Source organism: Pseudomonas sp. GW822-FHT05A08 (genome assembly GCF_058800485.1).
Window position 1 is genome coordinate 5903730 of record NZ_CM179511.1, and the last position, 25257, is coordinate 5928986.

At 62.6% G+C, this 25257-nt stretch carries 29 protein-coding genes; 13 read left to right on the forward strand and 16 right to left on the reverse strand.

Annotation, left to right across the window (positions count from 1 at the left end; translation table 11 throughout):
• Positions 1-8: 8 nt before the first annotated feature.
• The gene (locus AC3RCP_RS26575) at positions 9-269 is read right to left on the reverse strand and encodes a putative signal transducing protein (protein WP_007928396.1); all 261 of its coding nucleotides are present in this window, start codon (positions 267-269) and stop codon (positions 9-11) included.
• Between the two features lie 11 nt (positions 270-280).
• Positions 281-463 carry a CPXCG motif-containing cysteine-rich protein gene (locus AC3RCP_RS26580; RefSeq protein ID WP_007928395.1) on the reverse strand — a complete coding sequence of 61 codons (183 nt, stop codon included), beginning with the start codon at positions 461-463 and terminating at the stop codon, positions 281-283.
• A 142-nt stretch (positions 464-605) separates the two neighbouring features.
• Here AC3RCP_RS26580 and AC3RCP_RS26585 point away from each other — a divergent pair, with 142 nt between their 5' ends.
• Positions 606-1772: a 1-acyl-sn-glycerol-3-phosphate acyltransferase gene (locus AC3RCP_RS26585; protein ID WP_178081089.1), complete on the forward strand. Its 1167-nt coding sequence runs from the start codon at positions 606-608 to the stop codon at positions 1770-1772.
• Positions 1773-1880: 108 nt separating this feature from the next.
• Here AC3RCP_RS26585 and AC3RCP_RS26590 read toward each other — a convergent pair whose 3' ends face one another.
• Positions 1881-2168: a hypothetical protein gene (locus tag AC3RCP_RS26590; RefSeq protein ID WP_101339068.1), complete on the reverse strand. Its 288-nt coding sequence runs from the start codon at positions 2166-2168 to the stop codon at positions 1881-1883.
• A gap of 187 nt (positions 2169-2355) precedes the next feature.
• Between AC3RCP_RS26590 and AC3RCP_RS26595 the strand changes: the two genes are divergently transcribed.
• Positions 2356-2562, forward strand: a complete 207-nt coding sequence (locus tag AC3RCP_RS26595; protein ID WP_007928392.1) for a hypothetical protein — start codon at positions 2356-2358, stop codon at positions 2560-2562.
• Between the two features lie 159 nt (positions 2563-2721).
• On the opposite strand, the gene AC3RCP_RS26600 is transcribed toward AC3RCP_RS26595, so the two are convergent.
• Positions 2722-3306 carry a YajG family lipoprotein gene (locus AC3RCP_RS26600; protein WP_009045547.1) on the reverse strand — a complete coding sequence of 195 codons (585 nt, stop codon included), beginning with the start codon at positions 3304-3306 and terminating at the stop codon, positions 2722-2724.
• Positions 3307-3512: 206 nt separating this feature from the next.
• Between AC3RCP_RS26600 and AC3RCP_RS26605 the strand changes: the two genes are divergently transcribed.
• Both AC3RCP_RS26605 and mqo read left to right on the forward strand, forming a co-directional pair.
• Positions 3513-3746, forward strand: coding sequence for a hypothetical protein (locus AC3RCP_RS26605; RefSeq protein WP_025806225.1), 234 nt, complete (start codon positions 3513-3515; stop codon positions 3744-3746).
• 732 nt (positions 3747-4478) lie between these two features.
• A complete protein-coding gene (gene mqo, locus AC3RCP_RS26610) occupies positions 4479-5990 on the forward strand; it encodes a malate dehydrogenase (quinone) (protein ID WP_053262586.1) in 1512 nt (503 codons plus the stop codon).
• 91 nt (positions 5991-6081) lie between these two features.
• Here the strand turns inward: mqo and AC3RCP_RS26615 are convergent, their stop codons facing one another.
• The 4 genes from AC3RCP_RS26615 to AC3RCP_RS26630 all read right to left on the reverse strand — a co-directional run bounded on the left by AC3RCP_RS26615 (position 6082) and on the right by AC3RCP_RS26630 (position 8043).
• Positions 6082-6369 (reverse strand): PA4642 family protein, encoded by a 288-nt coding sequence (locus AC3RCP_RS26615; RefSeq protein ID WP_007928384.1) that lies wholly within the window; start codon positions 6367-6369, stop codon positions 6082-6084.
• Positions 6370-6432: 63 nt separating this feature from the next.
• The gene (locus tag AC3RCP_RS26620) at positions 6433-6918 is read right to left on the reverse strand and encodes a hypothetical protein (protein WP_007928383.1); all 486 of its coding nucleotides are present in this window, start codon (positions 6916-6918) and stop codon (positions 6433-6435) included.
• A 90-nt stretch (positions 6919-7008) separates the two neighbouring features.
• Positions 7009-7482, reverse strand: coding sequence for a WbuC family cupin fold metalloprotein (locus AC3RCP_RS26625; protein WP_101339069.1), 474 nt, complete (start codon positions 7480-7482; stop codon positions 7009-7011).
• A 3-nt stretch (positions 7483-7485) separates the two neighbouring features.
• On the reverse strand, positions 7486-8043 hold the full coding sequence (locus tag AC3RCP_RS26630; protein WP_007928381.1) for a hypoxanthine-guanine phosphoribosyltransferase: 558 nt from the start codon (positions 8041-8043) through the stop codon (positions 7486-7488).
• 166 nt (positions 8044-8209) lie between these two features.
• Between AC3RCP_RS26630 and upp the strand changes: the two genes are divergently transcribed.
• Both upp and AC3RCP_RS26640 read left to right on the forward strand, forming a co-directional pair.
• Positions 8210-8848: a uracil phosphoribosyltransferase gene (upp, locus tag AC3RCP_RS26635; protein WP_007928379.1), complete on the forward strand. Its 639-nt coding sequence runs from the start codon at positions 8210-8212 to the stop codon at positions 8846-8848.
• A gap of 2 nt (positions 8849-8850) precedes the next feature.
• Positions 8851-10125, forward strand: coding sequence for a uracil-xanthine permease family protein (locus tag AC3RCP_RS26640; RefSeq protein ID WP_053262590.1), 1275 nt, complete (start codon positions 8851-8853; stop codon positions 10123-10125).
• Positions 10126-10213: 88 nt separating this feature from the next.
• Here AC3RCP_RS26640 and hemH read toward each other — a convergent pair whose 3' ends face one another.
• Together hemH and AC3RCP_RS26650 are read right to left on the reverse strand one after the other, a co-directional pair.
• A complete protein-coding gene (hemH, locus tag AC3RCP_RS26645; RefSeq protein WP_492570721.1) occupies positions 10214-11230 on the reverse strand; it encodes a ferrochelatase in 1017 nt (338 codons plus the stop codon).
• Positions 11231-11243: 13 nt separating this feature from the next.
• Positions 11244-12146 carry a TIGR01777 family oxidoreductase gene (locus AC3RCP_RS26650; protein ID WP_492570720.1) on the reverse strand — a complete coding sequence of 301 codons (903 nt, stop codon included), beginning with the start codon at positions 12144-12146 and terminating at the stop codon, positions 11244-11246.
• A gap of 196 nt (positions 12147-12342) precedes the next feature.
• Between AC3RCP_RS26650 and AC3RCP_RS26655 the strand changes: the two genes are divergently transcribed.
• From AC3RCP_RS26655 to AC3RCP_RS26675, 5 genes are all read left to right on the forward strand, one after another.
• The gene (locus AC3RCP_RS26655) at positions 12343-13326 is read left to right on the forward strand and encodes an NAD(P)/FAD-dependent oxidoreductase (protein WP_007928371.1); all 984 of its coding nucleotides are present in this window, start codon (positions 12343-12345) and stop codon (positions 13324-13326) included.
• A gap of 289 nt (positions 13327-13615) precedes the next feature.
• A complete protein-coding gene (locus AC3RCP_RS26660; RefSeq protein ID WP_492570719.1) occupies positions 13616-14584 on the forward strand; it encodes a YbgA family protein in 969 nt (322 codons plus the stop codon).
• Between the two features lie 3 nt (positions 14585-14587).
• Positions 14588-15523: a MerR family transcriptional regulator gene (locus AC3RCP_RS26665; protein WP_492570718.1), complete on the forward strand. Its 936-nt coding sequence runs from the start codon at positions 14588-14590 to the stop codon at positions 15521-15523.
• Between the two features lie 13 nt (positions 15524-15536).
• Positions 15537-16982, forward strand: a complete 1446-nt coding sequence (gene phrB, locus AC3RCP_RS26670) for a deoxyribodipyrimidine photo-lyase (protein WP_492570717.1) — start codon at positions 15537-15539, stop codon at positions 16980-16982.
• 64 nt (positions 16983-17046) lie between these two features.
• The gene (locus AC3RCP_RS26675) at positions 17047-17352 is read left to right on the forward strand and encodes a YkgJ family cysteine cluster protein (protein WP_007928363.1); all 306 of its coding nucleotides are present in this window, start codon (positions 17047-17049) and stop codon (positions 17350-17352) included.
• Positions 17353-17359: 7 nt separating this feature from the next.
• Here the strand turns inward: AC3RCP_RS26675 and AC3RCP_RS26680 are convergent, their stop codons facing one another.
• The 6 genes from AC3RCP_RS26680 to hemA form a co-directional block, all read right to left on the reverse strand.
• On the reverse strand, positions 17360-17878 hold the full coding sequence (locus tag AC3RCP_RS26680; protein ID WP_007928361.1) for an acyloxyacyl hydrolase: 519 nt from the start codon (positions 17876-17878) through the stop codon (positions 17360-17362).
• Between the two features lie 115 nt (positions 17879-17993).
• Positions 17994-18785 (reverse strand): glutamate racemase, encoded by a 792-nt coding sequence (gene murI / locus AC3RCP_RS26685; RefSeq protein ID WP_101339076.1) that lies wholly within the window; start codon positions 18783-18785, stop codon positions 17994-17996.
• Complete coding sequence (locus AC3RCP_RS26690; RefSeq protein ID WP_101339077.1) at positions 18778-19533, reverse strand: molybdopterin-synthase adenylyltransferase MoeB; 756 nt, start codon at positions 19531-19533, stop codon at positions 18778-18780. The genes murI and AC3RCP_RS26690 overlap by 8 nt, the downstream gene beginning before the upstream one ends.
• Entirely contained in the window at positions 19527-20357 is an 831-nt protein-coding gene (prmC, locus tag AC3RCP_RS26695; protein ID WP_101339078.1) for a peptide chain release factor N(5)-glutamine methyltransferase, read from the reverse strand. Before prmC ends, AC3RCP_RS26690 begins: the two co-directional genes overlap by 7 nt.
• Before the next feature lie 6 nt (positions 20358-20363).
• A complete protein-coding gene (gene prfA / locus AC3RCP_RS26700; protein ID WP_007928353.1) occupies positions 20364-21446 on the reverse strand; it encodes a peptide chain release factor 1 in 1083 nt (360 codons plus the stop codon).
• Entirely contained in the window at positions 21443-22729 is a 1287-nt protein-coding gene (gene hemA / locus AC3RCP_RS26705) for a glutamyl-tRNA reductase (protein WP_009045563.1), read from the reverse strand. Before hemA ends, prfA begins: the two co-directional genes overlap by 4 nt.
• Positions 22730-22910: 181 nt before the next feature.
• Here hemA and AC3RCP_RS26710 point away from each other — a divergent pair, with 181 nt between their 5' ends.
• A complete protein-coding gene (locus AC3RCP_RS26710) occupies positions 22911-24635 on the forward strand; it encodes a tetratricopeptide repeat protein (RefSeq protein WP_007928348.1) in 1725 nt (574 codons plus the stop codon).
• A gap of 4 nt (positions 24636-24639) precedes the next feature.
• Positions 24640-25257: a lipoprotein insertase outer membrane protein LolB gene (gene lolB, locus AC3RCP_RS26715; protein WP_492570716.1), complete on the forward strand. Its 618-nt coding sequence runs from the start codon at positions 24640-24642 to the stop codon at positions 25255-25257.

Sequence of the window (25257 nt, forward strand, 5' to 3'; positions counted from 1 at the left end):
CGGCCAGCCTAACAGATCAGCACACCGGCATGATTGGCCGGCTCGTCGCCGGGCATCGGCAGCGCGGCATTGTACGCGGCGATCAGCTCCCGAGCGTATTGCGCCTGATCGTTATCCACCGCCAGCCCAAGGAGGCCGAACATGGGCAACTCACCGGTACCGCCAAGCAAATCCCGCCCCACCAGATGCGCCTCGACCCCCTCGCTGGCCAGCATGCCCTGGAGCAACTCTGCCTCCAGCAGGTTTTCCGGTTCGTAGATTCGCTGCATAAAGCCCCCCGTCACTCGTTTTCGCTGCGCACGTCGAGCATCCATTCCTGCCCGTCGGTCTGCAGGGTGAACACAATGGGCCGACAACAGACCGGACAATCCTCGATGTACTGCTGATCGCCCCCGGACAGGTCCAGTACAGCCTCGGCCTCTTCACCACAGTAGGGACATTGATAGCGCTCGGTTTCCAGCATCGCGGCCTCCGGAGTGACTTGTGCGTATAATCGCCGGTCTATTTGCAGGGCTATTGAGATCTGAGCTTACTTTTCAGACCGCGCCCGGCTATTTTTCGATCCAAACCTTTTCTTACCTAGCCGTTTCCAACAAGAGAGCATGATGGGCGAATTCGATGCCATCCGACCTTACGACGACACTGAAGTACCAGCGGTGCTGGCTCGACTGCTCGGCGACAAGGCGTTTCTAGATATCCTCACCCACTTCAGCTTCCCGCGCTTTGCCGGTGCTTTCGGCTGGCTGCTCAAACCCCTTATAGCTCATCGGCTGCGCCGTGAGTTCGCCGCGGTCACTTCGGTGGCGACCCTGCAGGACAAGGTCGAGTTCTACGTCGACCGCACCATCGAGCGGGCCACCGACGGCGTGACCTACACCGGGGTCGAGCAATTCAAGTCCGGCAGCGCCTACCTGTTTATCGCCAACCACCGCGACATCGTGATGGACCCGGCCTTCGTCAATTACGCGGTGTACCACGCCGGGCTGCCGACCCCGCGCATCGCCATCGGCGACAACCTGCTGCAAAAGCCCTTCGTCAGCGACCTGATGCGTCTGAACAAGAGCTTCATCGTGCACCGTTCTATCAGCGGACGCCGGGAAAAGATGGCCGCCTACCAACTGCTGTCGGCCTACATCAACCACTCGATCCGCAACGATTGCGCGTCGATCTGGATCGCCCAGGCCGAAGGCCGGGCCAAGGACGGCGACGACCGTACCGAGTCGGCGATCCTCAAGATGTTCCATATGAGCCGCAAGGACGAGCCGTTCGGCGAGGTCATCCAGTCGCTGAACCTGACCCCGGTGTCGATCAGCTACGAATACGACCCTTGCGATCAGGCCAAGGCCCGCGAGCTGTATATCCGCGCCACCACCGGCAGCTACACCAAGGCCCCGGGCGAGGACGACATCAGCATCGCCAAGGGCATCACCGGCTATAAGGGCCGGGTCCACGTGAACTTCGCCGCGCCGATCAGCGAGCTGTTCGAGGACACCAAGCAATTGGCGGTGGAGATGGACCGGCAGATCCTCGGCGGTTATCGCCTGTTCCCGGTGCATTACCTGGCCTACGCCCAGTGGAGCGATGCCGACCCGGCGCTGCAGGTACCGAGCGCGGCCCAGGTGTTCCCGGCGGACGAACTGGCCAAGGCCCAGGAAGAGTGGCAACGGCGCCTGGACGCCTGCCCGGAGGAACATCGCCCGTACCTGGTGCTGCAATATGCGACGCCGGTGCGCAATCAGTATCGGGTCAAGGCGGGACTGGCATTGCCATAACGCTCATCGCACACGACAACGGCGCCAGAAGGCGCCGTTGTCGTTTGTGCAATGTGTGCCGGGAAACGATGCCGATCGCCAGCTTGCTCGCGAGAGCGGCCTCGGCTTTCAGAACCGCGTACTGATCCAGGACACCAGCAACGCCAGCCCCAGGCAGGCAAAACCGAAGCGGTAGAAGAACCGGTTCATGCGCAAGGTCGCATCGTCCAGCACTTGGGCCGGCAGATCCTGGGAGCGGGATTGGCCCTGGGCGGCCAGATTCGCCAGCGCACGCTGCTCACGACGTCGGGTGGCGTGCAACAACCAGCTACCGGGAAAGGCGAACAGCAAGGCAAGAATATTGATCAGCTTGGCGGGGTGGGCGCTGAACAGCGACCAGATCAGTTGCAGCGACATCACGAACCTCGAATGAAACCGGATAACGAGCCCTGGCGACTCGCGGCGCGGATTTTACCCAAAGGCCCACTTTCTGCCTGGGCTTTCCGACAGATAACAAGCCGCCTGCCGGTTAATTCGCCCTGTCATACGTTCGTCATACAAACAGGCCAGTCTGGCGCCCCTCGAAACCGACACGGAGCTTGTCATGCTGCACGCAGAAAACCAGGACCGCCTCTACCTGATCGCCCCCAGCGACGAACAGGAAGCCTTGGTCGGCGCCCTGGCCTTCAACGTCCAGGACCGCCACTGGCTGGTGTATTGCGCCCTCGGCGGGCACCAGCATGCCGACCTGCCGGAAACCGACCTGCTGACAGGCGTCAGCGTGCTGGATTTTTACGTCGAGGCGGCGTGACTTCTGGCCTGACAGGAATCAACAGGAAATAAAAAAGCCCGGTTTCCAATGGAAACCGGGCTTTTTTGTGTAGGGAGCTCAAGGCGTCAAGCAAGGCCCTTCGGGCCTTATCGTCCGAACGCGGCCCGAGCCTGCGGCAGCGGCTACACAAGGCTCACATTATTCGCCGAGAATCTGGCCGATGCTCGGGTCCTTGAACAGCCGGGTCAAGGCGTCGCTGAGTACGTCGCTGACCAGCTTGGTATTGGTTTCCTGGTTCGGCGCCATGCCGAAACGCTGGTCCAGGGACGCACCGTAGCGACCGCTGTAGCGGCGGTTGGCGTTCTGCACATCGGAACGGAAGGTCGCGCCGATGGTGGCCTCGGTCACGTACAGGCCTTCCTTGGGCGACTGATACTTCAGCTCGGCCAGGGTCACGGTCAGTTGCGGAGCGTTCAGCGCGTTGGCGGTCGGGGTAAAGCCAAGCAAACGTACCGCAGCTTCGGCCTGGGCCTGCAGCTTCGGCAGGATCTGCGCGCCCTGGACGGTAATCGCACTGGTTTCAGGGTACAGCCCGCCGCGGGTACCCAGGGTTGGCGACGGACGGCCATCGACCACTTTCACGACCACCGGCTGACCATGGCCGACCGGCGCAAGCTGAGTGGTGAGCTTCGGTTCCGGACTGAGTTGTTGCGGGCTATGGGCGCAGCCAGCCAGCGTCAAACTGGTCACAGTGATCAAACCGAACAACAGGCGTTGCAACATGCTCATTTCTCCAGGAATCAGGCACAGACAGACGCGCAGTATAGCGGGGGTCAGCGGCCGCTAACCAGCGGCCCGGCGCGAGTCAGTCAGCTCTCATACAGGTTCGGCACAAGGCGCTTGCTGTAACCTCCCCGTCACGGACGTTACATGGCCATGTAACGCCCGGGCGGCATTCTTCATCGCAACTGCCCAACAGGTACATCGCCATGCATTTCCTCTGGTCCTTGTTCGCTCCGCGCCAGAAATACCGCAGCTTCGCCAAGCTCGACCCGCAGGGCCGCTGCCAGGCTTTCAAGCACTGCAAAGTGCCGCCAATGGGCGACGGCTGGGTGGAAATCGAGGAAATCCGTCTCAACTGGTTGCACCAGCCGCTACCCGCCAGCGCCCGCGTCAGCCCACGCATTGCCCGCGCCCGGGTGCAACCGATGATGGCTACCTGACCAAAAGACTAATAAAAGTCATTAAACAGGATCATTTCCGCGCGTTTCTTCGTTACAATCTCCCCCCGATTATAAGGACGTCTCCTGATCGGGCCTCGCAGCATCGCTGATGCATCAGCTTCAGCTCCCCCGCATTGCCCACAGAGAGCCGCCCACACAGATCGAGTGAAGCCGGCGTGCTTGCTGTTCATCTTGCAAACCACCGCTTTTCGCGCATCTGCAGAGCTGCCATTGCTCGGCCACTAAGCTGTTCGCCCGTTAATGCCACGTGCTCCATGTCGGCATTCACCCCTCGGGCCGGTGCCAGGCTTGGACAGCCCTTTTTTGAGGTTCACGTCTTCAAAAGAGCGTGAAAAAACGGGTTTTCACAACTTCACAAGAGTGTGGCGAGCAAATGAATAGTTTTGCGTCTGTACTGGCACCATTAGCGTCTACAACAGCCCGATTACACAGGACCGAGCACGCCTCAGATACTTGCGCTTGAAGCCTGTCCGCTACGGATTTGGTTGCACAAACGGACTCTTGACCATAAGTCGAATTGCCGGCCCTGCCCTGAAATGCGTTCATACGCGGATCAGGCCCGGTTGGTAGCGTCCGTCGAAGTTGCGAAAAATTGCGAAGATTCGGACATGGCGATCCTGGCCATGAGTGACCCGGGGCATAACGTGAACCGCCCCTTACTCCTGGCAGCTATGCCGTCAATTTGGTGCTGCAGATTTTGGAGACGCGTTAATGGCGCATAACGAAGCAGTAGACGTCGTATTGGTTGGGGCCGGCATCATGAGTGCCACCCTCGCTGTACTGCTCAAGGAGCTCGACCCCGCGATCAAGCTGGAAGTCGTCGAGCTGATGGATTCGGGTGCCGCGGAAAGTTCCAACCCGTGGAACAACGCCGGTACCGGCCACGCCGGCCTCTGTGAGCTGAACTACACGCCACAGGCCGCCGACGGTTCCGTCGATATCAAGAAAGCCGTGCACATCAACACCCAGTTCGAGGTGTCGAAGCAGTTCTGGTCCTACCTGACCAAGAAAGGCACCTTCGGCTCGTCCAAGTCCTTTATCAGCCCGGTGCCGCACCTGAGCTTCGTCCAGGGCGACAGCGGTGTGTCCTTCCTGAAGAAGCGCTTTGAAGTGCTGAGCAAGCACCACGCTTTCGCGGACATGGAATACACCGAAGACAAGGCCAAGATGGCCGAGTGGATGCCGCTGATGATGCCGGGGCGCGCGGCTGACGAAGTCCTCGCCGCCACCCGTGTGATCAACGGCACCGACGTCAACTTCGGCGCCCTGACCAACCAGTTGCTCAAGCACTTGACCAGCGCACCCGATGCCCAGGTCAAGTACTGCAAGCGCGTGACCGGCCTGAAACGCAACAAGGACAACGGCTGGACCGTCAGCATCAAGGACGTCAACAGCGGCAACACCCGTGAAGTCGACGCCAAGTTCGTGTTCCTCGGCGCTGGTGGCGCGGCCCTGCCGCTGCTACAGGCTTCGGGCATCGAGGAAAGCAAAGGCTTCGGCGGCTTCCCGATCAGCGGCCAGTGGCTGCGCTGCGACAATCCGGAAGTGGTCAAGCATCACCAGGCCAAGGTCTACAGCCAGGCCGCGGTCGGTTCGCCACCGATGTCCGTGCCGCACCTGGACACCCGCGTGGTCGATGGCAAGAAGTCCCTGCTGTTCGGACCTTACGCCGGCTTCACCACCAAGTTCCTCAAGCACGGTTCGTTCATGGACCTGCCGATGTCGGTTCGCGCCGGCAATATCGGCCCTATGCTGGCCGTGGCCAAGAACAACATGGACCTGACCAAGTACCTGGTCAGCGAAGTGATGCAGTCCATGGAGCAGCGTCTGGAATCCCTCCGCCGCTTCTACCCGGAGGCCAAGGCCGAAGACTGGCGCCTGGAAGTGGCCGGCCAGCGGGTGCAGATCATCAAGAAGGATCCGAAGAAAGGCGGCGTGCTGCAGTTTGGTACCGAGCTGGTCGCGGCCAAGGACGGCTCCCTCGCCGCCCTGCTCGGCGCTTCGCCAGGCGCTTCGGTGACCGTCTCGATCATGCTGGAACTGATCGAGCGCTGCTTCCCGGCCAAGGCCAGCGGCGAGTGGGCCAGCAAGCTCAAGGAAATCTTCCCGGCCCGTGAAAAGGCCCTGGAAACCGACGCCGCGCTGTACCGCAAGATCAACAGCGAGAACAACGTCAGCCTGGAGTTGGTCGAACAGAGCAGCGAAGCCGAAAGCTACGCTTAAGCCGCGCTCATGAAAAACGCCCCGCTCTCTTGGAGAACGGGGCGTTTTTTTATGGCTGCTTAAAGACAACCACAGCCGGCGCGGCGCATTTTCAGCCGCGGGCTTTTTCGATCAGTTCGATGTAGTCGGCGGCATTGCGCTGGTCCTGGATCAGGGCCACGAAGTCCTTGCCGTGTTCGTCCTTGCCGTCCAGGTCGTAGCCGGCCTCGACGAAGAACACCAGGAAACGCTCGAAATCGTCGATACGCAGGCCACGATAGGCCTTGATCAGCTTGTGCAGGGACGGCGAAGTGGCGTCGGCCGGCTCGAAATCGAGGAACAGTTTGATCTGCGCATCGCCGATCTCGTCACCAATCACTTGTTTCTTATCTTTACGCATTGCCGACTCCAGCTCGCAGACATTTCACGGGGCAGGCAGTTTACCCCCAGGCTGCGTCGGGCCTCAACGCGAGCGTACGGCGCCGGTGTGCAGATCGGCCCAGATGTGGCCGTTGGCGTAGCTGAGGAACTGGCAATACACCGTGTCGTTGCGCAACAGGTCCATCACCACCCGATACTGGGCCAATGGATAGAACAGGGTGAGGGTCTTGCTCTTGGCGTCGAACTGGGGCTTTTTCAGGCTTTTGCTCTCGCCGTCGAAATTCACCAGCACCTGGCTGATGGTCGCGCCCTTGTTCAACGGCTTGCCCTTGAGCCGGACCAGCAGCGGCGAAGTGACCGGGATCGGTTGCTGGTTGGATTGGCGCTGGCTGCCGATGACCACCGAGTATTCGGTGACCTGCAACAACTGTTGCTGCTCGGGGGCGGCGTCACGCAGGGTCAGATCATCGGGAGGCAGGAACTGCGCATGCATGGGCGCCGGGGCGGCGGCCAGGGGCAGGCTCAGGATCAGAACAAAGGCCGCGCAACTGCGAATCAAAAGGCTCATGACAGGCTCCGGACACAAGGCCTGGCACTCTAGCATGGGTCAGAGCAGATTTTTGCAGGCGCGGCTACAGCTCAAGCGCGAGGATGGCGCTCAGTCGAACTGGGCGCGCATCCAGGCCTGGTATTCAGCCACACCCGACTCCCCCTCGCGGGGCGCCCAAGCGGCCAGTTCACCTTCGCCGACCGGGCGATAAGGCCCGGCCTTGCATTCGAACATCAGGCTATCGGGCTCAAGCACCACCAGGCCATGGAAGACGCCGACCGGCAGGTCGACGCCCATGCAATCGCCACCCGCCTGCAGCACACGTTTTTCCAGTACCTGACCGGCGTCGTCGAAAATCAGCAGGCCCAGGCGCCCCTTGAGCACCAGCAGAGTCTCGGCCTTGTCGTCACTCAGGTGGCGATGGGGCGGGATATAGGTGGATGGCTGCAGCCCCACCGCCATGCGGTGACAAGGCTCTGGCATCTGATGGAAATTGTGGTGATGGCGACCACGGGGGCTGGCCGAGGCTTTTTCGGTCAGTTCGGCAAACAGCGACTGATCCAGATAGCTCGGCCCGCTCATGGCTTACATGCCCTTGACGGCAAAAATGCCGGCAGCGTTGCGCCAGTAACCCTTGTAGTCCATGCCATAACCGAAGATGTAGCGGTCCACGCAGGGCAGGCCGACGTAGTCGGCTTTCAGGTCGGGACGGGCCTTGCGGTCGTGGTCCTTGTCGATCAGCACGGCGGTGTGCACCGCGCGGGCACCGGCGTGTTTGCAGAAGTCGATGATCGCGCCCAGGGTATGACCCTCGTCGAGGATGTCGTCGATGATCAGCACGTCACGGTCGATGAAGGACACTTCCGGCTTGGATTTCCAGAACAGCTCGCCGCCGCTGGTTTCGTTGCGATAGCGGGTAGCGTGCAGGTAGGAAGCTTCCAGCGGAAATTTGAGGTGGGTCAGCAGCTTGCCGGAGAAGATCAGGCCACCGTTCATCACGCAGAAAACCACCGGATTGCGTTCCGCCAGTTGTTCATTGATTTGTGCACCGACTCGGGCGATGGCCGCCTCGACCTCAGCTTCGGTGTACAGGCAGTCAGCCTCGCGCATGATTTGACGGATATGCTCGAGATCAGCGGACATGGCGCTCTCCAGGGGGGTGGCAGTTTCGGAAAAGCGAGCAAAGGTACGCATCCGGCCCGGTCAGATCAAGCGTTTCTGGACTAACGTACTTAGATGTCTATAGGACAACACCCTCGGATAGATTAATCTAGGCCGGTTTTTTTGCCCGCCGCCGGAGCCTTTCCCTATGCCCATCCGTGAGATCCGCCATCCGCTGATCCGACACAAACTTGGCCTTATGCGCCGCGCCGACATTAGCACGAAGAACTTTCGCGAGCTCGCTCAGGAAGTCGGTGCCCTGCTGACGTACGAAGCCACCAAAGACCTGCCGCTCGAATCCTATGAGATTCCGGGCTGGTGCGGCCCCGTCCAGGTCGAGAAGATCGCCGGCAAGAAGATTACCGTGGTGCCGATCCTGCGCGCCGGTATCGGCATGCTCGAAGGCGTGCTCAGCCTGATCCCGGGCGCCAAGGTCAGCGCCGTGGGCGTGGCCCGCAACGAAGAAACCCTGCAGGCGCACACCTACCTGGAAAAACTGGTTCCGGAAATCGACGAACGCCTGGCCATGATCATCGACCCGATGCTCGCCACCGGCAGCTCCATGGTCGCGACCATCGACCTGTTGAAAAAGGCTGGCTGCAAGGACATCCGCGCCATGGTGCTGGTCGCCGCTCCCGAGGGCATCGAAGCCGTCGAGAAAGCTCACCCGGACGTGACCATCTACACCGCATCCATCGATCAGAAACTCAACGAGCACGGCTACATCATCCCAGGCCTGGGCGATGCCGGCGACAAGATCTTCGGCACCAAGCAGAAGGACGCCTGAGCATGCGGGATGAGTTCAACGATCCGCTCTGGCGCCAGGTGCTGTCTGGCGCGCAGATGCTCTTCGTGGCCTTTGGCGCGTTGGTGTTGATGCCGCTGATTACCGGTCTCGACCCCAACGTGGCGCTGTTCACGGCGGGTCTCGGGACTCTGTTGTTCCAGCTCGTGACCGGGCGCCAGGTACCGGTATTCCTGGCCTCCAGCTTTGCCTTCATCACCCCGATCATTCTCGCCAAGGGCCAGTTCGGCCTGGCCGCGACCATGGGCGGGGTGATGGCGGCCGGTTTCGTTTATACCTTCCTGGGCCTGGCGGTGAAGATCAAGGGCACCGGTTTCATCGACCGGCTGCTGCCGCCGGTGGTGATTGGCCCGGTGATCATTTCCATCGGCCTGGCCATGGCACCGATCGCCGCCAACATGGCGATGGGCAAGGCCGGCGACGGCAGCGAGCTGATTCATTACCAGACGGCGATGATGATCTCGATGCCGGCGCTGCTGACCACCCTGATCGTCGCGGTGTTCGGCAAAGGCATCTTCCGCCTGGTGCCGATCATCTCCGGGGTACTGGTGGGCTTTGCCCTGTCGTTCTACTTCGGCGTGGTCGATACCGCGAAGATCGCCGCGGCCCCCTGGCTGGCCCTGCCGCACTTCACCGCGCCGGAGTTCAACTGGCAGGCGATCCTGTTCATCGTCCCTGTGGCCCTGGCACCCGCCATCGAGCACATCGGTGGGGTGATCGCAGTCGGCAGCGTGACCGGTCGCGATTACCTGAAGAAGCCCGGCCTGCATCGCACCCTGTTCGGTGACGGCATCGCCACCACCGCCGCCGGCCTGTTTGGCGGTCCGCCCAATACCACCTACGCCGAAGTGACTGGCGCGGTCATGCTGACCAAGAACTACAACCCGAAAATCATGACCTGGGCGGCAGTCTTCGCTATCAGCCTGGCGTTTATCGGCAAGTTCGGCGCACTGCTGCAAAGCATTCCGGTACCGGTGATGGGCGGGATTCTCTGCCTGTTGTTCGGCTCGATCGCGGCGGTGGGCATGAACACCCTGATCCGTCACAAGATCGACCTGGGCGAAGCCCGCAATCTGGTGATCGTCTCGGTGACCCTGGTGTTCGGGATTGGCGGGGTGTTGATCGGTACCGGTACAGGTCCGGACGACTTCGGCCTGAAAGGGATCGCCCTGTGCGCCGTCGTCGCGATTGCGCTGAACCTGATCCTGCCGGGTAACGATGGCTGGAAGAACAAGAAGGCTGAGGAACCGCTGATCTGAGGATCCGCGTCAGCCGGAAATCCATCGCGGGCAAGCCTCGCTCCTACCAACGGTGTTGCCGTAGGAGCAAGGCTTGCCCGCGATGCGTTTACAACGCCAAAGGCGCACGCTCGCACAAGGTGTTCAATGCCTTGGCCCATTGCGGGTCGTCGTTCAGGCACGGCACCAGCACCAATTCCTCCCCTCCCGCTTCGCGGAACTGTTCGCGACCGCGATCACCGATCTCTTCCAGGGTCTCGATGCAGTCGGCGACAAACGCCGGGCACATCACCAGGATCTTCTTCACCCCCTGTCGGGCCAATTCATCCAGGCGCGCTTCGGTATAGGGCTCGATCCACTTGGCACGCCCCAGACGGGACTGGAACGACACCGACCACTTGCCGTCCGCCAGCCCCATGCGTTCGGCGAATGCCCGGGCCGTGCTCAGGCACTGGCCGCGGTAACAGGTGGCGGCCACCTCGGGTGTCGCGTCGCGGCAGCAATCGCCTTCCAGGCTGTGGCCGGGATTGAGCTTTTTCAGGTGCCGCTCGGGCAAGCCATGGAAGCTCAGCAGCAGATGATCGAAGTCCTGTTGCAGGTGCGGCCTGGCACTGGCCACCAGCGCTTCGAGGTACTCCGGCCGATCGTAAAACGGCCGCAGCACCGAAAGCTGCACGTCCAGCTTCTTGTCCCGAATCACCCGCCGGGCTTCCTCCACCACCGTGGTCACGGTGCTGTCGGCGAATTGTGGATAGAGCGGCGCCAGGGTGATCTTCTTCTGCCCCTGGGCCACCAGGCGCAGCAACGCCGACTCGATGGACGGCTCGCCATAACGCATCGCCAGTTCCACCGGGCCGTGCTTCCACTCCCGCGTCATGGCTTCCTGCAAGCGGCGGCTGAGCACCACCAGCGGCGAACCCTGCTCCCACCAGATCGAGGCGTAGGCATGGGCCGATTGCTCCGGCCGCTTGATCAGGATCAGCGACACCAGCAGCCGCCGAACCGGCCACGGCAGATCGATCACGTAAGGGTCCATCAGGAATTGATTGAGGTAGCTGCGAACATCCGCCACCGAGGTGGAGGCCGGCGAACCCAGGTTGACCAGGAGCAACGCGTGATCGGTCATGCAACGTCCTATTTCAGAGGCGGCTGGACAGGTCGTCCAGGGCCGCACGCAAATCAGTGAACTGGAAAGTGAATCCGGCGGCCTGCAACCGCGCGGGGACCGCGCGCTGACCACCCAGCAGCAACAACGACAATTCCCCCAGGCCGACACGCAAGACAAAGGCCGGCACCGGCACTACCGCCGGCCGGTGCAAGACGCTGCCCAGGGTCTTGGCGAACTCGCGATTGCGCACCGGCTTGGGCGCGCAGGCATTATAAGGACCGCTGGCATCACTGCGGTGCAGAAGAAAATCAATCAGGGCGATTTGATCCTTGATATGAATCCACGGCATCCACTGCCGACCGTTGCCGATCGGCCCGCCCAGCGCCAGTTTGAAGGGCAGCAGCAGGCGCGACAAAAAGCCGCCCTCGGCCGCCAGCACCAGGCCCGTGCGAATCAGCACCACACGCAGGCCCATGGCCTCGGCACGCTGCGCGGTCTCCTCCCAGGCGATACACAACTGGCTGGCGAAATCCTCACTGACCGGGGGCGAATCCTCGTTCAGCTCGCGCTCCCCGCCATCTCCATACCAGCCCACGGCCGACCCGGAGATCAGCAACCCGGGCTTCTGCCCCCGGCTTTCCAGCCAGGCCAGCAGCTTTTCCGTCAGGGTAATGCGGCTGCTCCAGAGCAACGCCTTGCGCCTGTGAGTCCAGGGCCGATAGGCGATCGGTGCTCCCGCCAGATTAATGATGGCGTCGACCGGTTCCTCTGCGAGCTCGTCCAGGCGGGCGATGCCGCGGACCTGAGTGCCACACAGTTTGGGCACCTCGGTGGGCCGACGACTCCATACGGTCAACTGATGGCCCTGGGTCAACCAGTGACGGCAGAGCTGACGTCCTATCAAACCAGTACCGCCGGTCAGCAATATGTGCATGACATCTTCCTCGCGTGGCGTTTTACCCCCATCCCTAGTCTATTTTTATAAGCAGGGATCTTTTCAATCGGGCAGGCTCTGTGTTTAACAATAGGACACCCTGTAAAACCGATAACGCCGAAAGTTATACCAAACAACAAAATTGTACAGATTTTAACGACGGCGTAGTCTGCACAGAAAGGTAAACGAGGCCCCTATGACCGTACCCATCGCAATCATTGGTACCGGCATCGCCGGACTCTCCGCCACCCAGGCGCTGAGAGACGCCGGGCATGTCGTGCAACTCTTCGACAAGAGCCGCGGCAGCGGCGGGCGTATGTCCAGCAAACGCAGCGACGCCGGCGCGCTGGACATGGGCGCGCAATATTTCACCGCCCGCGACCGGCGCTTCGTCACCGAAGTCCAGCGCTGGCAAGCCAATGGCTGGGCCGCCGAATGGGCGCCGCAGCTGTACAACTTCCATGGCGGCCAGCTCACCCCGTCGCCGGACGAACAGACCCGCTGGGTCGGCACCCCACGCATGAGCGCCATCACCCGTGGCCTGCTGGGCGAAACGGAGGTGCATTTCGCCTGCCGCATCACCGAGGTCTACCGCGGCGAACAGCATTGGCACCTGCAGGATGCCGAAGGTTTCACCCATGGTCCGTTCAGCCACGTGATCATCGCCACGCCGGCCCCCCAGGCCACCGCCCTGCTGGCCGCCGCACCGAAACTGGCGAGTGCCGCCGCCGGGGTGAAAATGGACCCGACCTGGGCTGTCGCCCTGGCATTCGAGAGCGCGCTGGAAACCCCGGTGGAAGGCTGCTTCGTACAGGACAGCCCGCTGGACTGGCTAGCCCGCAACCGTAGCAAGCCAGGACGCGACAACAGCCTCGACACCTGGGTCCTGCATGCCAGCAGCACCTGGAGCCGCCAGCACATCGATCTGCCGAAAGAAGCCGTGATCGAACAGCTGCACGGCGCATTCGCCGAACTGCTGCACAGCGCCATGCCCGCCCCGACCTTCAGCCTCGCCCACCGCTGGCTCTACGCTCGCCCGGCCAGCAGCCATGAGTGGGGAGCCCTGGCGGATGTCGACCTGGGGCTCTATGTGTGCGGCGACTGGTGCCTGTCCGGTCGCGTCGAAGGAGCCTGGCTCAGCGGGCAGGAGGCCGCCCGCCGGTTGCACGAAAACCTGTAAGCGCATCACCCCGCGTAACCTTGCTGCTGTCGCCATGGACAGCAGCCTGTCTGCTCCGCTCAAGACTCGAACACACTTCTGCCAGTCGGACCGTTCCGAGACGAAGAAAAACGCGCGCCACAATCTCATGCGTTAGCCAGCCAGCAATCGCACGACAGATGAGCAGGACGTAACCCAAAAGGCTGCGCGGCAAAGCTGTACAAAATATTTGACTTGCACACCTTTGATCCTATGATGAGGGAAAATTGTACAAGATCTTATTTTTGTACATAAAACCGGAGCCTCTCACATGCCCGACAATCCAGCCCAGGCCGACAAGCCGAGAATCGCCATCAGCGCCTGCCTGTTGGGGGCGCCTGTGCGCTACAACGGCGGGCACAAGGAATCGCGCCTGTGCAGCCAGGCCCTCGCTGAGTTTTTCGAGTTTGTCCCGCTGTGCCCGGAAGTCGCCATTGGCCTGGGTACCCCCCGCGAACCGATCCGCCTGATGGGCGATCCGCGGCAACCGCGGGCCGTTGGCAGCGTCGACCAAACCATGGATGTCACCCGGGCACTCACGGATTACGGCCAGCGCATGGCCGCTGAACTGGACAGCCTCTGCGGCTACATCTTCATGCAGAAATCTCCGTCCTGCGGCCTGGAGCGGGTCAAGGTCTATCAGGACCTGGGCCGCCCCGCCAAGCTCAGCGGACGCGGCATCCATGCCCAGGCTTTCTGCAGCCGCCATCCGGACCTGCCGGTGGAAGAAGACGGCCGGCTCAAGGATCCGGTGCTGCGGGAAAACTTCCTGACCCGGGTATTCGCCTACAGCGCCTGGCAGGACGTGCTCAGGCAGGGCCTGAGCCGTCGCCGCCTGACCGACTTTCACGCGCGCTACAAATACCTGTTGATGGCCCACAACCCGGAGCAATACAAGGTCCTCGGCAATCTGCTGGGCAGCATGGGCCAAAGCGACCCGGCGCACGTCGGCCCGCGTTATTTCAGCCAGTTGATGACGGCCCTGAAAAAGTGCGCCACCCGCCGCACCCACAGCAACGTGCTGCAACACATCAGCGGCTATCTCAAGCAAGCCATCAGCCGCGACGACAAACAGGAAATGCAGCACCTCATCACCCAGTACCGCCACGGCATCGTGCCGCTGGTGGTGCCGCTGACCCTGCTCAAGCATCACCTGCGCCGGCACCCCGATCCCTACATCGCGCAACAGGCGTACCTGCAGCCCCACCCGGAAAGCCTCAGCCTGCGCAACGCGCTCTGAACCATGAATGACTCGAGGCTCGACCCGGATGCATCCGCCAGCGAATCCGATGGCGCCCATGAGCAAAGCTGGTTGCCGATTCGCGAGGTGACCCGCCAGACCGGGGTCAACGCCGTCACCCTGCGCGCCTGGGAACGTCGTTACGGGCTGATCGTGCCGCAACGCACCGCCAAGGGTCACCGGCTGTTTTCCAACGAACACGTGCAGCGCATCCTGAAGATCCTGACCTGGCTCGATCGCGGGGTGGCGGTCAGCCAGGTCAAGCACCTGCTGGACGCCGAGCCGGCGCCCAGCGAACCGGCCCACAACGACTGGCACCTGCAACGCCAGCGCCTGATTCAGGCCATCAGCCAACTGGCCGAGCGCCAGGTCGACGAAAGCTTCAACCAGGCCATGGCGCTCTATCCGCCACGAACCTTGTGCGAGCACCTGCTGCTACCACTGCTGGGCGAACTCGAACAGCGCTGGCAGGGCCGCTTTGGCATGCGGATGGAGCGGGTGTTTTTCCATTCCTGGCTGCGCAGCAAATTCGCGGTGCGGGTCTATCACAACAATCGCCAGCTGCAAGGCGCCCCGCTGCTGCTGATCAATCACTCGGACCTGCCGCTGGAGCCGCACCTGTGGCTCTGCGCCTGGCTGATCAGCAATGCCGACTGCCCGGTGGAAGTCTTCGACTGGCCGCTGCCCCCCGGTGAACTGGCCCTGGCCGCCGAACACCTGAAAGCGCGGGGCGTGCTGCTGTACTCGAGCCAGTCGATCAACCTGCGGCAACTGCCACACCTGCTCGGCGGCCTCGACCGCCCGGTACTCATCGTCGGCCCAGCAGTGAGCATCCACCACGCCGAACTGGCCATCTGCACTACCGAGATCGCCAATCTGCACCTCGCCGCAGACCCGCTCTCGGCACACCAGGCCCTGACCGGGCTAAGGCTTCTCTAATGCAGGAATTCCCATGCAACTGATCTGGCTACGCAGCGACCTGCGCCTGCATGACAACACCGCGCTGAGCGCCGCAACCCAGCGCGGGCCGACCGTGGCCCTGTACCTGCTGAGCCCGCGGCAATGGCAGGCGCATGACGATGCGCCGTGCAAGGTCGACTTCTGGCTGCGTAACCTTGAGCAACTGAGCGGCGACCTGGCCCGGCTGAACATCCCGCTGCTGATCCGCCAGGCGCCGAGCTGGGAACAGGCACCCCAGGTGCTGTTGCAGCTGTGCCGGGAACTGGCCATCGAGGCGCTGCACGTCAATGAGGAATACGGCATTCACGAGAGTCGCCGTGACATGGCGGTGGCCAGCCTGCTGAAGAGCCAGGGCGTGGGCTTCCACAGTTACCTCGACCAACTGCTGTTCCGGCCCGGCAGTGTGCTGACCAGGAGCGGCGGCTACTTCCAGGTCTTCAGCCAGTTTCGCAAGGTCTGCTACAACCGGCTGCACAGCGCCCTGCCGCCACAGCTGGCGGCTCCCAGGGCGCAAGCCGCGCTGAGGATAAAGGCCGATGCGCTGCCCTGGCAGGTCGAGGGCTTCCCCACACCCGGCCCGCACCTGCAGGCGCTATGGCCGGCCGGTGAAACCGCGGCGCAACAACGCCTGGCGCGCTTTGCCGAGACGCAGCTCGACCACTACCAAGCCGAGCGCGACTTGCCGGCCAGGCCCGGCACCAGCCAGCTTTCGCCCTACCTCGCCGCCGGCGTGCTGTCGCCGCGCCAATGCCTGCACGCGGCGCTGCAAAACAACCGGGGCGAGTTCGCCAGTGGTAGCCCCGGCGCCGTCACCTGGATCAACGAACTGCTCTGGCGCGAGTTCTACAAACACATCCTGGTGGGTTATCCGCGGGTGTCCCGGCACCGGGCCTTCCGCCCGGAAACCGAAGCCGTGGCCTGGCGCGATGCCCCCGAGGAGCTGGCGGCCTGGCAGCAGGCCCGCACCGGCCTGCCGATCATCGATGCAGCCATGCGCCAGTTGCTGGAAACCGGCTGGATGCACAATCGTTTGCGGATGATCGTGGCGATGTTCCTGACCAAGAACCTGCTGATCGACTGGCGCCAGGGCGAGCGTTTTTTCATGCGCCACCTGATCGACGGCGACCTGGCGGCGAATAACGGTGGCTGGCAATGGAGTTCATCCACCGGCACCGATTCGGCGCCCTACTTCCGCATCTTCAACCCCTTGAGCCAGTCGCAGAGGTTCGACAGCCAAGGGACGTTCATCAAGCACTGGCTGCCAGAGCTGGCGGGATTGAGCGAAAAAGATATCCACAACCCGGCTGCCATGGGTGGCCTGTTCGGCGTGGCCGATTACCCGCCGCCGATGGTCGATCTGTCGATGTCCCGCGAGCGCGCCCTGGCGGCCTTCAAGAACCTGCCGTCACGGGTGGCGGCCGAGGAGTATCGGGAGTAAGGGCGGCAGGCGTCCGTCAGTGGTTTCACACAGCCTGCGGCCACTTGCCTTACACTGCGCGCCTATGACCACTATTCCTGTCACCCAGATCGCCGAAACGGCGGTCACCTGCTCGAGCTGCGCGGCCTGCTGCTGCCAACTGGAAGTGATGCTGATCACCGAAACCGGGGTGCCCGAACGTTTTATCGACACCGACGACTGGGGCGGCGAAGTCATGTTGCGACTGGATGATGGCTGGTGTGCTGCGCTGGATCGCAACAGCATGCTGTGCAGCATCTACGAACAACGGCCACTGATCTGCCGGGAATTCGAGATGGGGGAAGCGGACTGCCTCAACGAACGCCGCGGCATCGCCACGGCGTATCGCTGAAAGGGTCTTACAACGGCATGGTGTAATGCAGCGAGTAGCTCTCTACACCGTCGTTGGGCGTCGCGATGCCAGCGTTGGAATAGTGCGTGGCACGGAGACCGACTTCATGCCCGCCGTTGAACCGCAGGCCGAAACCGAAGCGGTCCTCGAACTGGAACGCCGAACCCAGCTTGTTGTCCTCCACCTCGGTGTTGGCGAACACCGCCACGCCAATCCCCGCCTCGATGTAAGGCTTGATGTTCTGCCCGGCAAATTCGTACACCAGCACCGGCGAGAACGACAGGCTGTGGTTGCTGGACTTCTCGTCGCCATCCCAGAAGGTATAGGCGCCGCTCCAGTAGCCGGTCAGGCGACCGACATCGCTTTGCAGCCAGCTTTTGTCCCAATCGAATTGCATGCCCAGGCGATAGGTCTGGGTCGAATCGCCGGTCTGCCCCACCGAAAACTCGACGCCGGCCGCCTGTGCCGAAAAACTTTGCCCCAACAGCGCGGCCGCAAGCGCGGCCAAACAAAACATTCGTCTCATCAGGAACATCCTTTTCAAACGATTTGTATGGTGTTGTACAGATTCCGCAGACACGTTAATAGAAATCTGCGCTTGAACAGAAGTTCAGAGCAAATCAGCGCTTCTGCAGGATTTTTTATAAAGCGAAGCTTTGCACCGCTCCCGCCTCTTTCCAGAGCAACGGCAGAATATGTCTGAAGTGACACGGATCGCCACTGGTCCAGAACCGGGCCTGGCGTGCAGGCCCCGCAGCCAACAGCTCGCGCTCGCCGAGCAGGCGCTCCAACTGGCGGGCAACCGCGGCCCCGGTATCGATCAGGCTGATGTCCTCGGGGATCATCGACTTGAGCAACGGCTTGAGAAACGGATAGTGGGTGCAGCCGAGGATGAGGGTGTCACAGCCGGCCGCCAGCAGCGGTTCGACATAACCCTGCAGCAGTTGGCGCAACGCGGGGCTGTGCAGGTCCCCGGCTTCGATCCGTTCCACCAGGCCCGGACATGGCCGGGTAATGACCTTGATATCGGTGGCGAAACGATCGAGCAAGGCGGCGAACTTGGCACTCTGCAAGGTTCCGGTGGTGGCCAGCACGCCGACCACGCCGCTGCGGGTGGCGGCAGCAGCCGGCTTGACCGCGGGCTCCATGCCGATGATAGGCCAGTCCGGGTAGTCCCGACGCAGGTCGGCGACAGCGGCCACAGTCGCGGTGTTGCAGGCCAGCACTAGCGCCTTGGCGCCCTGCTCGCGGAAAAACCCGGCGACCAGGCTGCAACGCTGACGGATGAATTCGGGGGTTTTCTCGCCGTAGGGAATGTTGCCGCAATCGGCTACATATAGCAGCGATTCATGGGGCAGGCGCTGCTGGATCTCCGCCAGCACCGACAGGCCGCCGACGCCGGAGTCGAAGACACCGATCGGCGCCTCACGCATGTGGGCCCCCACAGACGCTGCAGCCCGGGTCGCGCTTGACCCGCAGTTCGCGAAAGCGCGTGCCCAGGGCATCGATCAACAACAGGCGCCCCACCAGCGGCTCGCCGAACCCCACCAGCAGCTTCAAGGCCTCGAGGGCCTGCAAGCTGCCCACCAGCCCCACCAGCGGCCCGAGCACACCGGCCTCGCTGCAGGTCAGTTCGGCTTCGCTGCCGTGCCCATATAAGCAGTGGTAGCACGGGCTCTCGGGACGCCGTGGGTCGAACACCGACAGTTGCCCTTCCAGGCGAATCGCCGCGCCGCTGACCAGCGGCTTGCCGGCGGCGACACAGGCGGCATTCACTGCTTCGCGGGTCGAGAAGTTGTCGGTGCAATCGAGCACCAGGTCCACCGCCGTGACCGCGGCCACCAGGGAGTCGGCATCCAGCGCGGCACGATGAGGCACCAGCTGGATCTCGGGATTGATCGCGGACAGGCGGCGCATTGCCGAATCGACCTTGCTCAGGCCGACGCTGTCAGTGTCATGAATGATCTGGCGTTGCAGGTTGGTCAGGTCGACCGTGTCGAAGTCGGCCAGGTGCAGCTCGCCGACACCCGCGGCGGCCAGGTACAAGGCCACCGGAGCACCCAGGCCACCCAGGCCGACGATCAATACGCGGCTGGCCTTGAGCCGCAACTGGCCGTCGATGTCGACGTGCTGCAACAGAATCTGCCGGCTGTAGCGCAACAACTCCTGATCGTTCAGCACGGCAGGCTTCCTAAGCTGATGCGTTCATGACCGCCCAGGTCGACACGGCTGTGCACCTCGGCAAACCCTTGGCTGAGTAACAGGTCGCGTACAGCCGGCGCCTGGTCGTAGCCATGCTCGAGCATCAACCAGCCGCCAGCCTCGAGGTGCTCTGGCGCCTGGGCAATGATCAGGCGCAGGTCGTCCAGCCCGTCCTTGCCCGCGACCAGGGCGCTCTCCGGCTCGAAACGCACATCGCCAGCCGCCAGGTGCGGGTCGGCGTCGGCGATATAGGGCGGGTTGCTGATGATCAGCTGATAACACTCGCCTGGGAGGGCACTGAACCAATGGCTGCTCAGCACCGTGACATTGTCCAGTTGCAGGCGCTGGCGGTTGCGTTCGGCCAAGGCCACGGCTTCCAGCACCCGGTCGACCGCGGTGACCCGCCACGCCGGGCGCTCGCTGGCCAGGGCCAGGGCGATGGCGCCGCTGCCGGTGCCCAGGTCGAGCACTCTGGCCGGGGTGGCGGGCAGCAGTTCCAGCGCCGCCTCCACCAGCAATTCGGTGTCGGGACGCGGAATCAGGGTGTGTGGCGCCACTTCCAGGTCGAGCTTCCAGAAGCCCTGCTGGCCAAGGATATAGGCCACCGGCTCGCCGGAACGGCGCCGCTGCAAGTAACTGGCAAAAGTCAGTGCCGCTTCGCTGGGCACGATCCGCTCGGGCCAGGTGTGCAGGAAGCTGCGCGGCTTGCCCAGGGCAGCGGCCAGCAGCAACTCGGCATCCAGGCGGGCCGTGGGCGAATCGGGCAATTGGGCGGCGCGCAACAGGCTGGCGATGATGGTCATTTATGTTTACTCGCCCAGTGCCGCAAGTTGATCGGCCTGGTATTCGGCCAGAAGCGGTTCGATCACGGCTTCGACGCCACCGGCGAGGATTTCATCCAGGGAATAGAGGGTCAGGTTGACACGGTGATCGGTCACCCGACCCTGGGGAAAGTTGTAGGTGCGAATGCGCTCGGAACGGTCGCCCGAACCCACCAGCAGCTTGCGTTCGCTGGCAATCGCGTTGGCTGCGGCGCTGGTCTGCTGGTCGTTGAGCTTGGCCGACAGCCAGGACATGGCCCGCGCCCGGTTCTTGTGCTGGGAACGTTCTTCCTGGCACTCGACCACGATTCCCGACGGGATGTGGGTGATGCGGATCGCCGAGTCGGTCTTGTTGACGTGCTGGCCACCGGCACCGGAGGAGCGATAGGTATCGATCCGCAGGTCCGCGGGATTGATCTCGATGGCTTCCTGTTCGTCCGGCTCGGGCAATACCGCCACGGTGCAGGCCGAAGTATGGATGCGGCCCTGGGACTCGGTGGCCGGCACCCGCTGCACGCGGTGGGCACCGGATTCGAATTTCAGCTTGCCGTAGACGTTCTCGCCTTCGACCCGGGCAATGACTTCTTTATAGCCGCCGTGCTCACCCTCGTTTTCCGAGAGGATCTCCAGCCGCCAGCCACGCCGCTCGGCATAACGCGAATACATGCGGAACAGGTCGCCGGAGAAGATCGCCGCCTCGTCGCCACCGGTGCCGGCGCGGATTTCCAGGAACACGTTGCGCCCGTCGTTGGGGTCCTTGGGCAGCAGCATGCGTTGCAGGGTGCTTTCCAGTTCGACCAGTTGTTCCTTGGCCTCGCGAACTTCTTCCACCGCCATTTCGCGCATGTCCGGATCGCTGTCCTTGAGCAGCGCCTGGGCGCCCTCGAGGTCGGCCTGGACCTTGAGCACCTGTTTATAGGTCTCGACGATCGGCTCGACTTCCGCGTACTCCTTGGAATAGGCGCGGAACTTGGCCTGATCGGAAATGACTTCGCCGTCGCCAAGCAACGCGGTCAGTTCCTCGAAACGGTCCTGGAGGACATCCAGCTTATTGAGCAGTGACGCTTTCATTGCGGTTTTTTATCCGAAGAGTCCGAAGCGCCCTCACCGAGGGCAAAGAGTTCCTGGGCCATGGCCAGCGCATCCAGGCGGCCTTCAGCGGTCAGTTTTTTCAACTGGACGCTGGGCGCATGCAGCAGTTTGTTGGTCAGGCCGCGAGCCAGTTGCATCAGGACGTCTTCGGCACTGCTGCCGTTGCTCAGCATGCGCAGGGCCTTTTGCAGTTCTTCATCGCGCAGGCGCTCGCTCTGCTGACGATACGCCTTGAGCACGTCCACCGCAGCCAGCTCGCGCAGGCGCACCATGAAGTCCTCGGCGCCGATGTTCACCAGCTCTTCCGCCGCCTGCGCCGCGCCTTGGCGGCTCTTGAGGTTTTCGGCGACCACTTCGTGGAGATCGTCGACGGTATAGAGGTAAACGTCGTCCAACTCGCCGACTTCCGGTTCGATATCCCGCGGAACGGCAATATCCACCATGAAGATCGGCTTGTGCTTGCGCAGCTTCAGCGCGCTTTCCACCGCGCCCTTGCCAAGGATCGGCAACTGGCTGGCGGTGGAACTGATGACGATATCGCTGTGCACCAGCTCCTGAGGAATATCCGACAGCAGCACGGCATGGGCTCCAAACTGTTCGGCCAGGGTGCTGGCGCGCTCCAGCGTGCGGTTGGCGACCACGATGCGCTTGACCCCCAGGTCATGCAGGTGGCGGGCGACCAGGGTAATGGTCTCGCCGGCGCCGATCAGCAGCGCCTGGCTGCGCTGCAGATCGCTGAAAATCTGTTTCGCCAGGCTCACCGCGGCAAAGGCCACGGAAACCGGGTTTTCGCCGATGGCGGTGTCGGTACGTACCTGCTTGGCGGCACTGAAGGTGGCCTGGAACAGCCGCCCCAGCAGCGGGCCTATGGTTCCGGCCTCACGCGCCACGGCGTAGGCGGACTTCATCTGCCCGAGGATCTGCGGTTCGCCCAGCACCAGCGAGTCCAGCCCCGAGGCGACACGCATCATGTGACGAACGGCCGCATCGTCTTCGTGCACATAGGCACTGGCGCGCAGGTCTTCGAGGCTCAGATGGTGATACTCGGCCAGCCAGCGCAGCACGACATCCGCCGAAAGGTGATCCTGTTCTATATAGAGTTCACTGCGATTGCAGGTGGAGAGGATCGCAGCTTCGCGGCTGTCGGTGAGGCGGCAGAGCTGCTGCAAGGCCTCAACCAACTGCTCAGGGGTAAAGGCCACGCGCTCGCGGACGTCTACTGAAGCAGTCTTGTGGTTAATACCGAGTGCGAGGAAGGCCATTCAAGGTCGCTGATGATGTCGAGAAGCCGACAATTGTCCTACTTCGAAAGATTCAGAACAACCACTGCCGACTATTGTCCCAATAGACTGCCTCTGTAAGGCATCCGCTGAGTCTCGGTTATGTTTGGCCGAAGGCTTGTGTCATGATGATCCGACCGCAGGTTAGTCGTCCTCTTCCTATATGAATAGATCTTCCGCGTTGCTCCTCGCTTTTGTCTTCCTCAGCGGCTGCCAGGCCTTGGCACCCGTTTCACCGGACGGTACGCCGCCGGTCGAAGACACTACCCCGGCTCCTGAAAAGCCCAAGGTTTACTCCTCGTTCAGCGAAGACACGGTCTTCAGCCTGCTGAGCGCGGAGCTGGCTGGCCAACGCAATCGTTTCGACATTGCCCTGGACAACTATGTCACCCAGGCCATCAATACCCAGGATCCGGGCATCTCCGAGCGGGCGTTTCGCATCGCCGAATACCTGGGCGCCGACCAGGCCGCGCTGGACACTGCGCTGATCTGGGCGAAAAACGCCCCGGACGACCTGGAAGCCCAGCGTGCCGCCGCCATCCAGCTGGCCCGCAGCGGGCGCTACGACGAATCCATGGTCTATATGGAGAAAGTCCTGCAGGGCAAGGGCGACACCCATTTCGACTTCCTCGCGCTGTCGGCCGCCGACACCGACCAGGACACGCGTAACGGGCTGATGAAGAGCTTCGACCGCCTGCTGCAAAAACACCCGAACAACGGCCAACTGGTGTTCGGCAAGGCGCTGCTGCTGCAACAGGACGGCGATACCCGCGAAGCCCTTAAGCTGCTGGAGCAGAATCCGCCGGAAGAAGGCGAGATCGCGCCGATCCTCCTGCGCGCCCGCCTGCTGCAGAGCCTCAGCCGCGCCGACGAAGCCCTGCCGCTGCTGGAAAAAAGCATTCGCAAGTACCCGGACGACAAGCGCCTGCGCCTGACTTACGCGCGCATGCTGGTCGAGCAGGATCGCATGGACGACGCCAAGGCCCAGTTCTCCAGCCTGGTCCAGCAGTACCCGGAAGACGACGAGCTGCGTTACTCCCTGGCGCTGGTCTGCCTGGAAGCCAAGGACTGGGAAGAAGCCAAGGGTTACCTGGAGGACCTGATCGCCCGGGAAAGCCACGTCGATTCGGCGCACCTGAACCTGGGCCGTATCGCCGAAGAACTCAACGACCCGCAAGGCGCGCTGGCGGAATACGGCCAGGTCGGCCCAGGTACCGACTACCTGCCGGCACAATTGCGCCAGGCCGACATCCTGATGAACAACGGCCGTACCGCCGAAGCCGAAAAACGCCTGGCCGCCGCCCGCGACACCCAGCCGGACTACGCCATCCAGCTGTACCTGATCGAAGCCGAAACCCTGTCCGCCAACAAACAGGGCGACAAGGCCTGGAAGATTCTCCAGCAAGCCCTGCAGCAATACCCGGACGATGTGAACCTGCTCTACACCCGTGCGATGCAGGCCGAGAAGCGCAACGACCTGGCCCAGATGGAAAAGGATCTGCGCCTGATCATCAAGCGCGAGCCGGACAACGCCATGGCATTGAACGCCCTCGGCTACACCCTGTCGGATCGCACGACCCGCTACGCCGAAGCCAAGGCCCTGATCGAACAGGCCCACCAGCTGACCCCGGACGATCCGGCGGTACTCGACAGCCTGGGCTGGGTGAACTATCGCCTGGGCAACCTCGCGGAAGCCGAACGCCTGCTGCGCCAGGCGCTGGAACGCTTTCCCGACCAGGAAGTCGCCGCGCACCTGGGCGAAGTGCTCTGGGCCAATGGCAAGCAACGCGAAGCCAAGCAGATCTGGAGCAAGTTCCTCAAGGACCAGCCAGACAGCCCTATCCTGCGCAGCACCATCAAGCGCCTGACCGGATCAGAGACCCTTTAAGACTATGTTTTTGCGCCACCTTATCGTTTTCGGCTTTATCGCTCTGCTCGCCGGCTGCTCGGGTTTCGGCACCCGCGAATCCGTCGAGGGTCACGGCAGCCCTGCGCTATGGCGCGAGCACAAACAGCAACTGAGCGGCCTCGACGGCTGGCAGATCAACGGCAAGATCGGCATTCGCGCCCCCAAGGATTCGGGCAGCGGCACGTTGTTCTGGCTGCAGCGCCAGGATTACTACGATATCCGCCTGTCCGGCCCGCTGGGTCGCGGCGCCGCCCGCCTGACCGGACGTCCCGGCAAGGTCGCGCTGGAAGTCGCCAACCAGGGACGTTACGAAGCCCCGACTCCGGAAGCCCTGCTCGAAGAACAGTTGGGCTGGAACCTGCCGGTCTCGCATCTGGCCTGGTGGGTTCGCGGGCTGCCCGCCCCCGACAGCAAGAGTCGCCTGACCCTGGACGGCGACAGCCGCCTGTCCAATCTCGAACAGGACAATTGGCAGGTCGAATACCTGAGTTATGCACAACAGAGCGGTTACTGGCTGCCCGAGCGGATCAAGCTGCATGGCCGCGACCTTGACGTCACGCTGGTGATCAAGGAATGGCAACCACGCAAGCTGGGGCAGTAA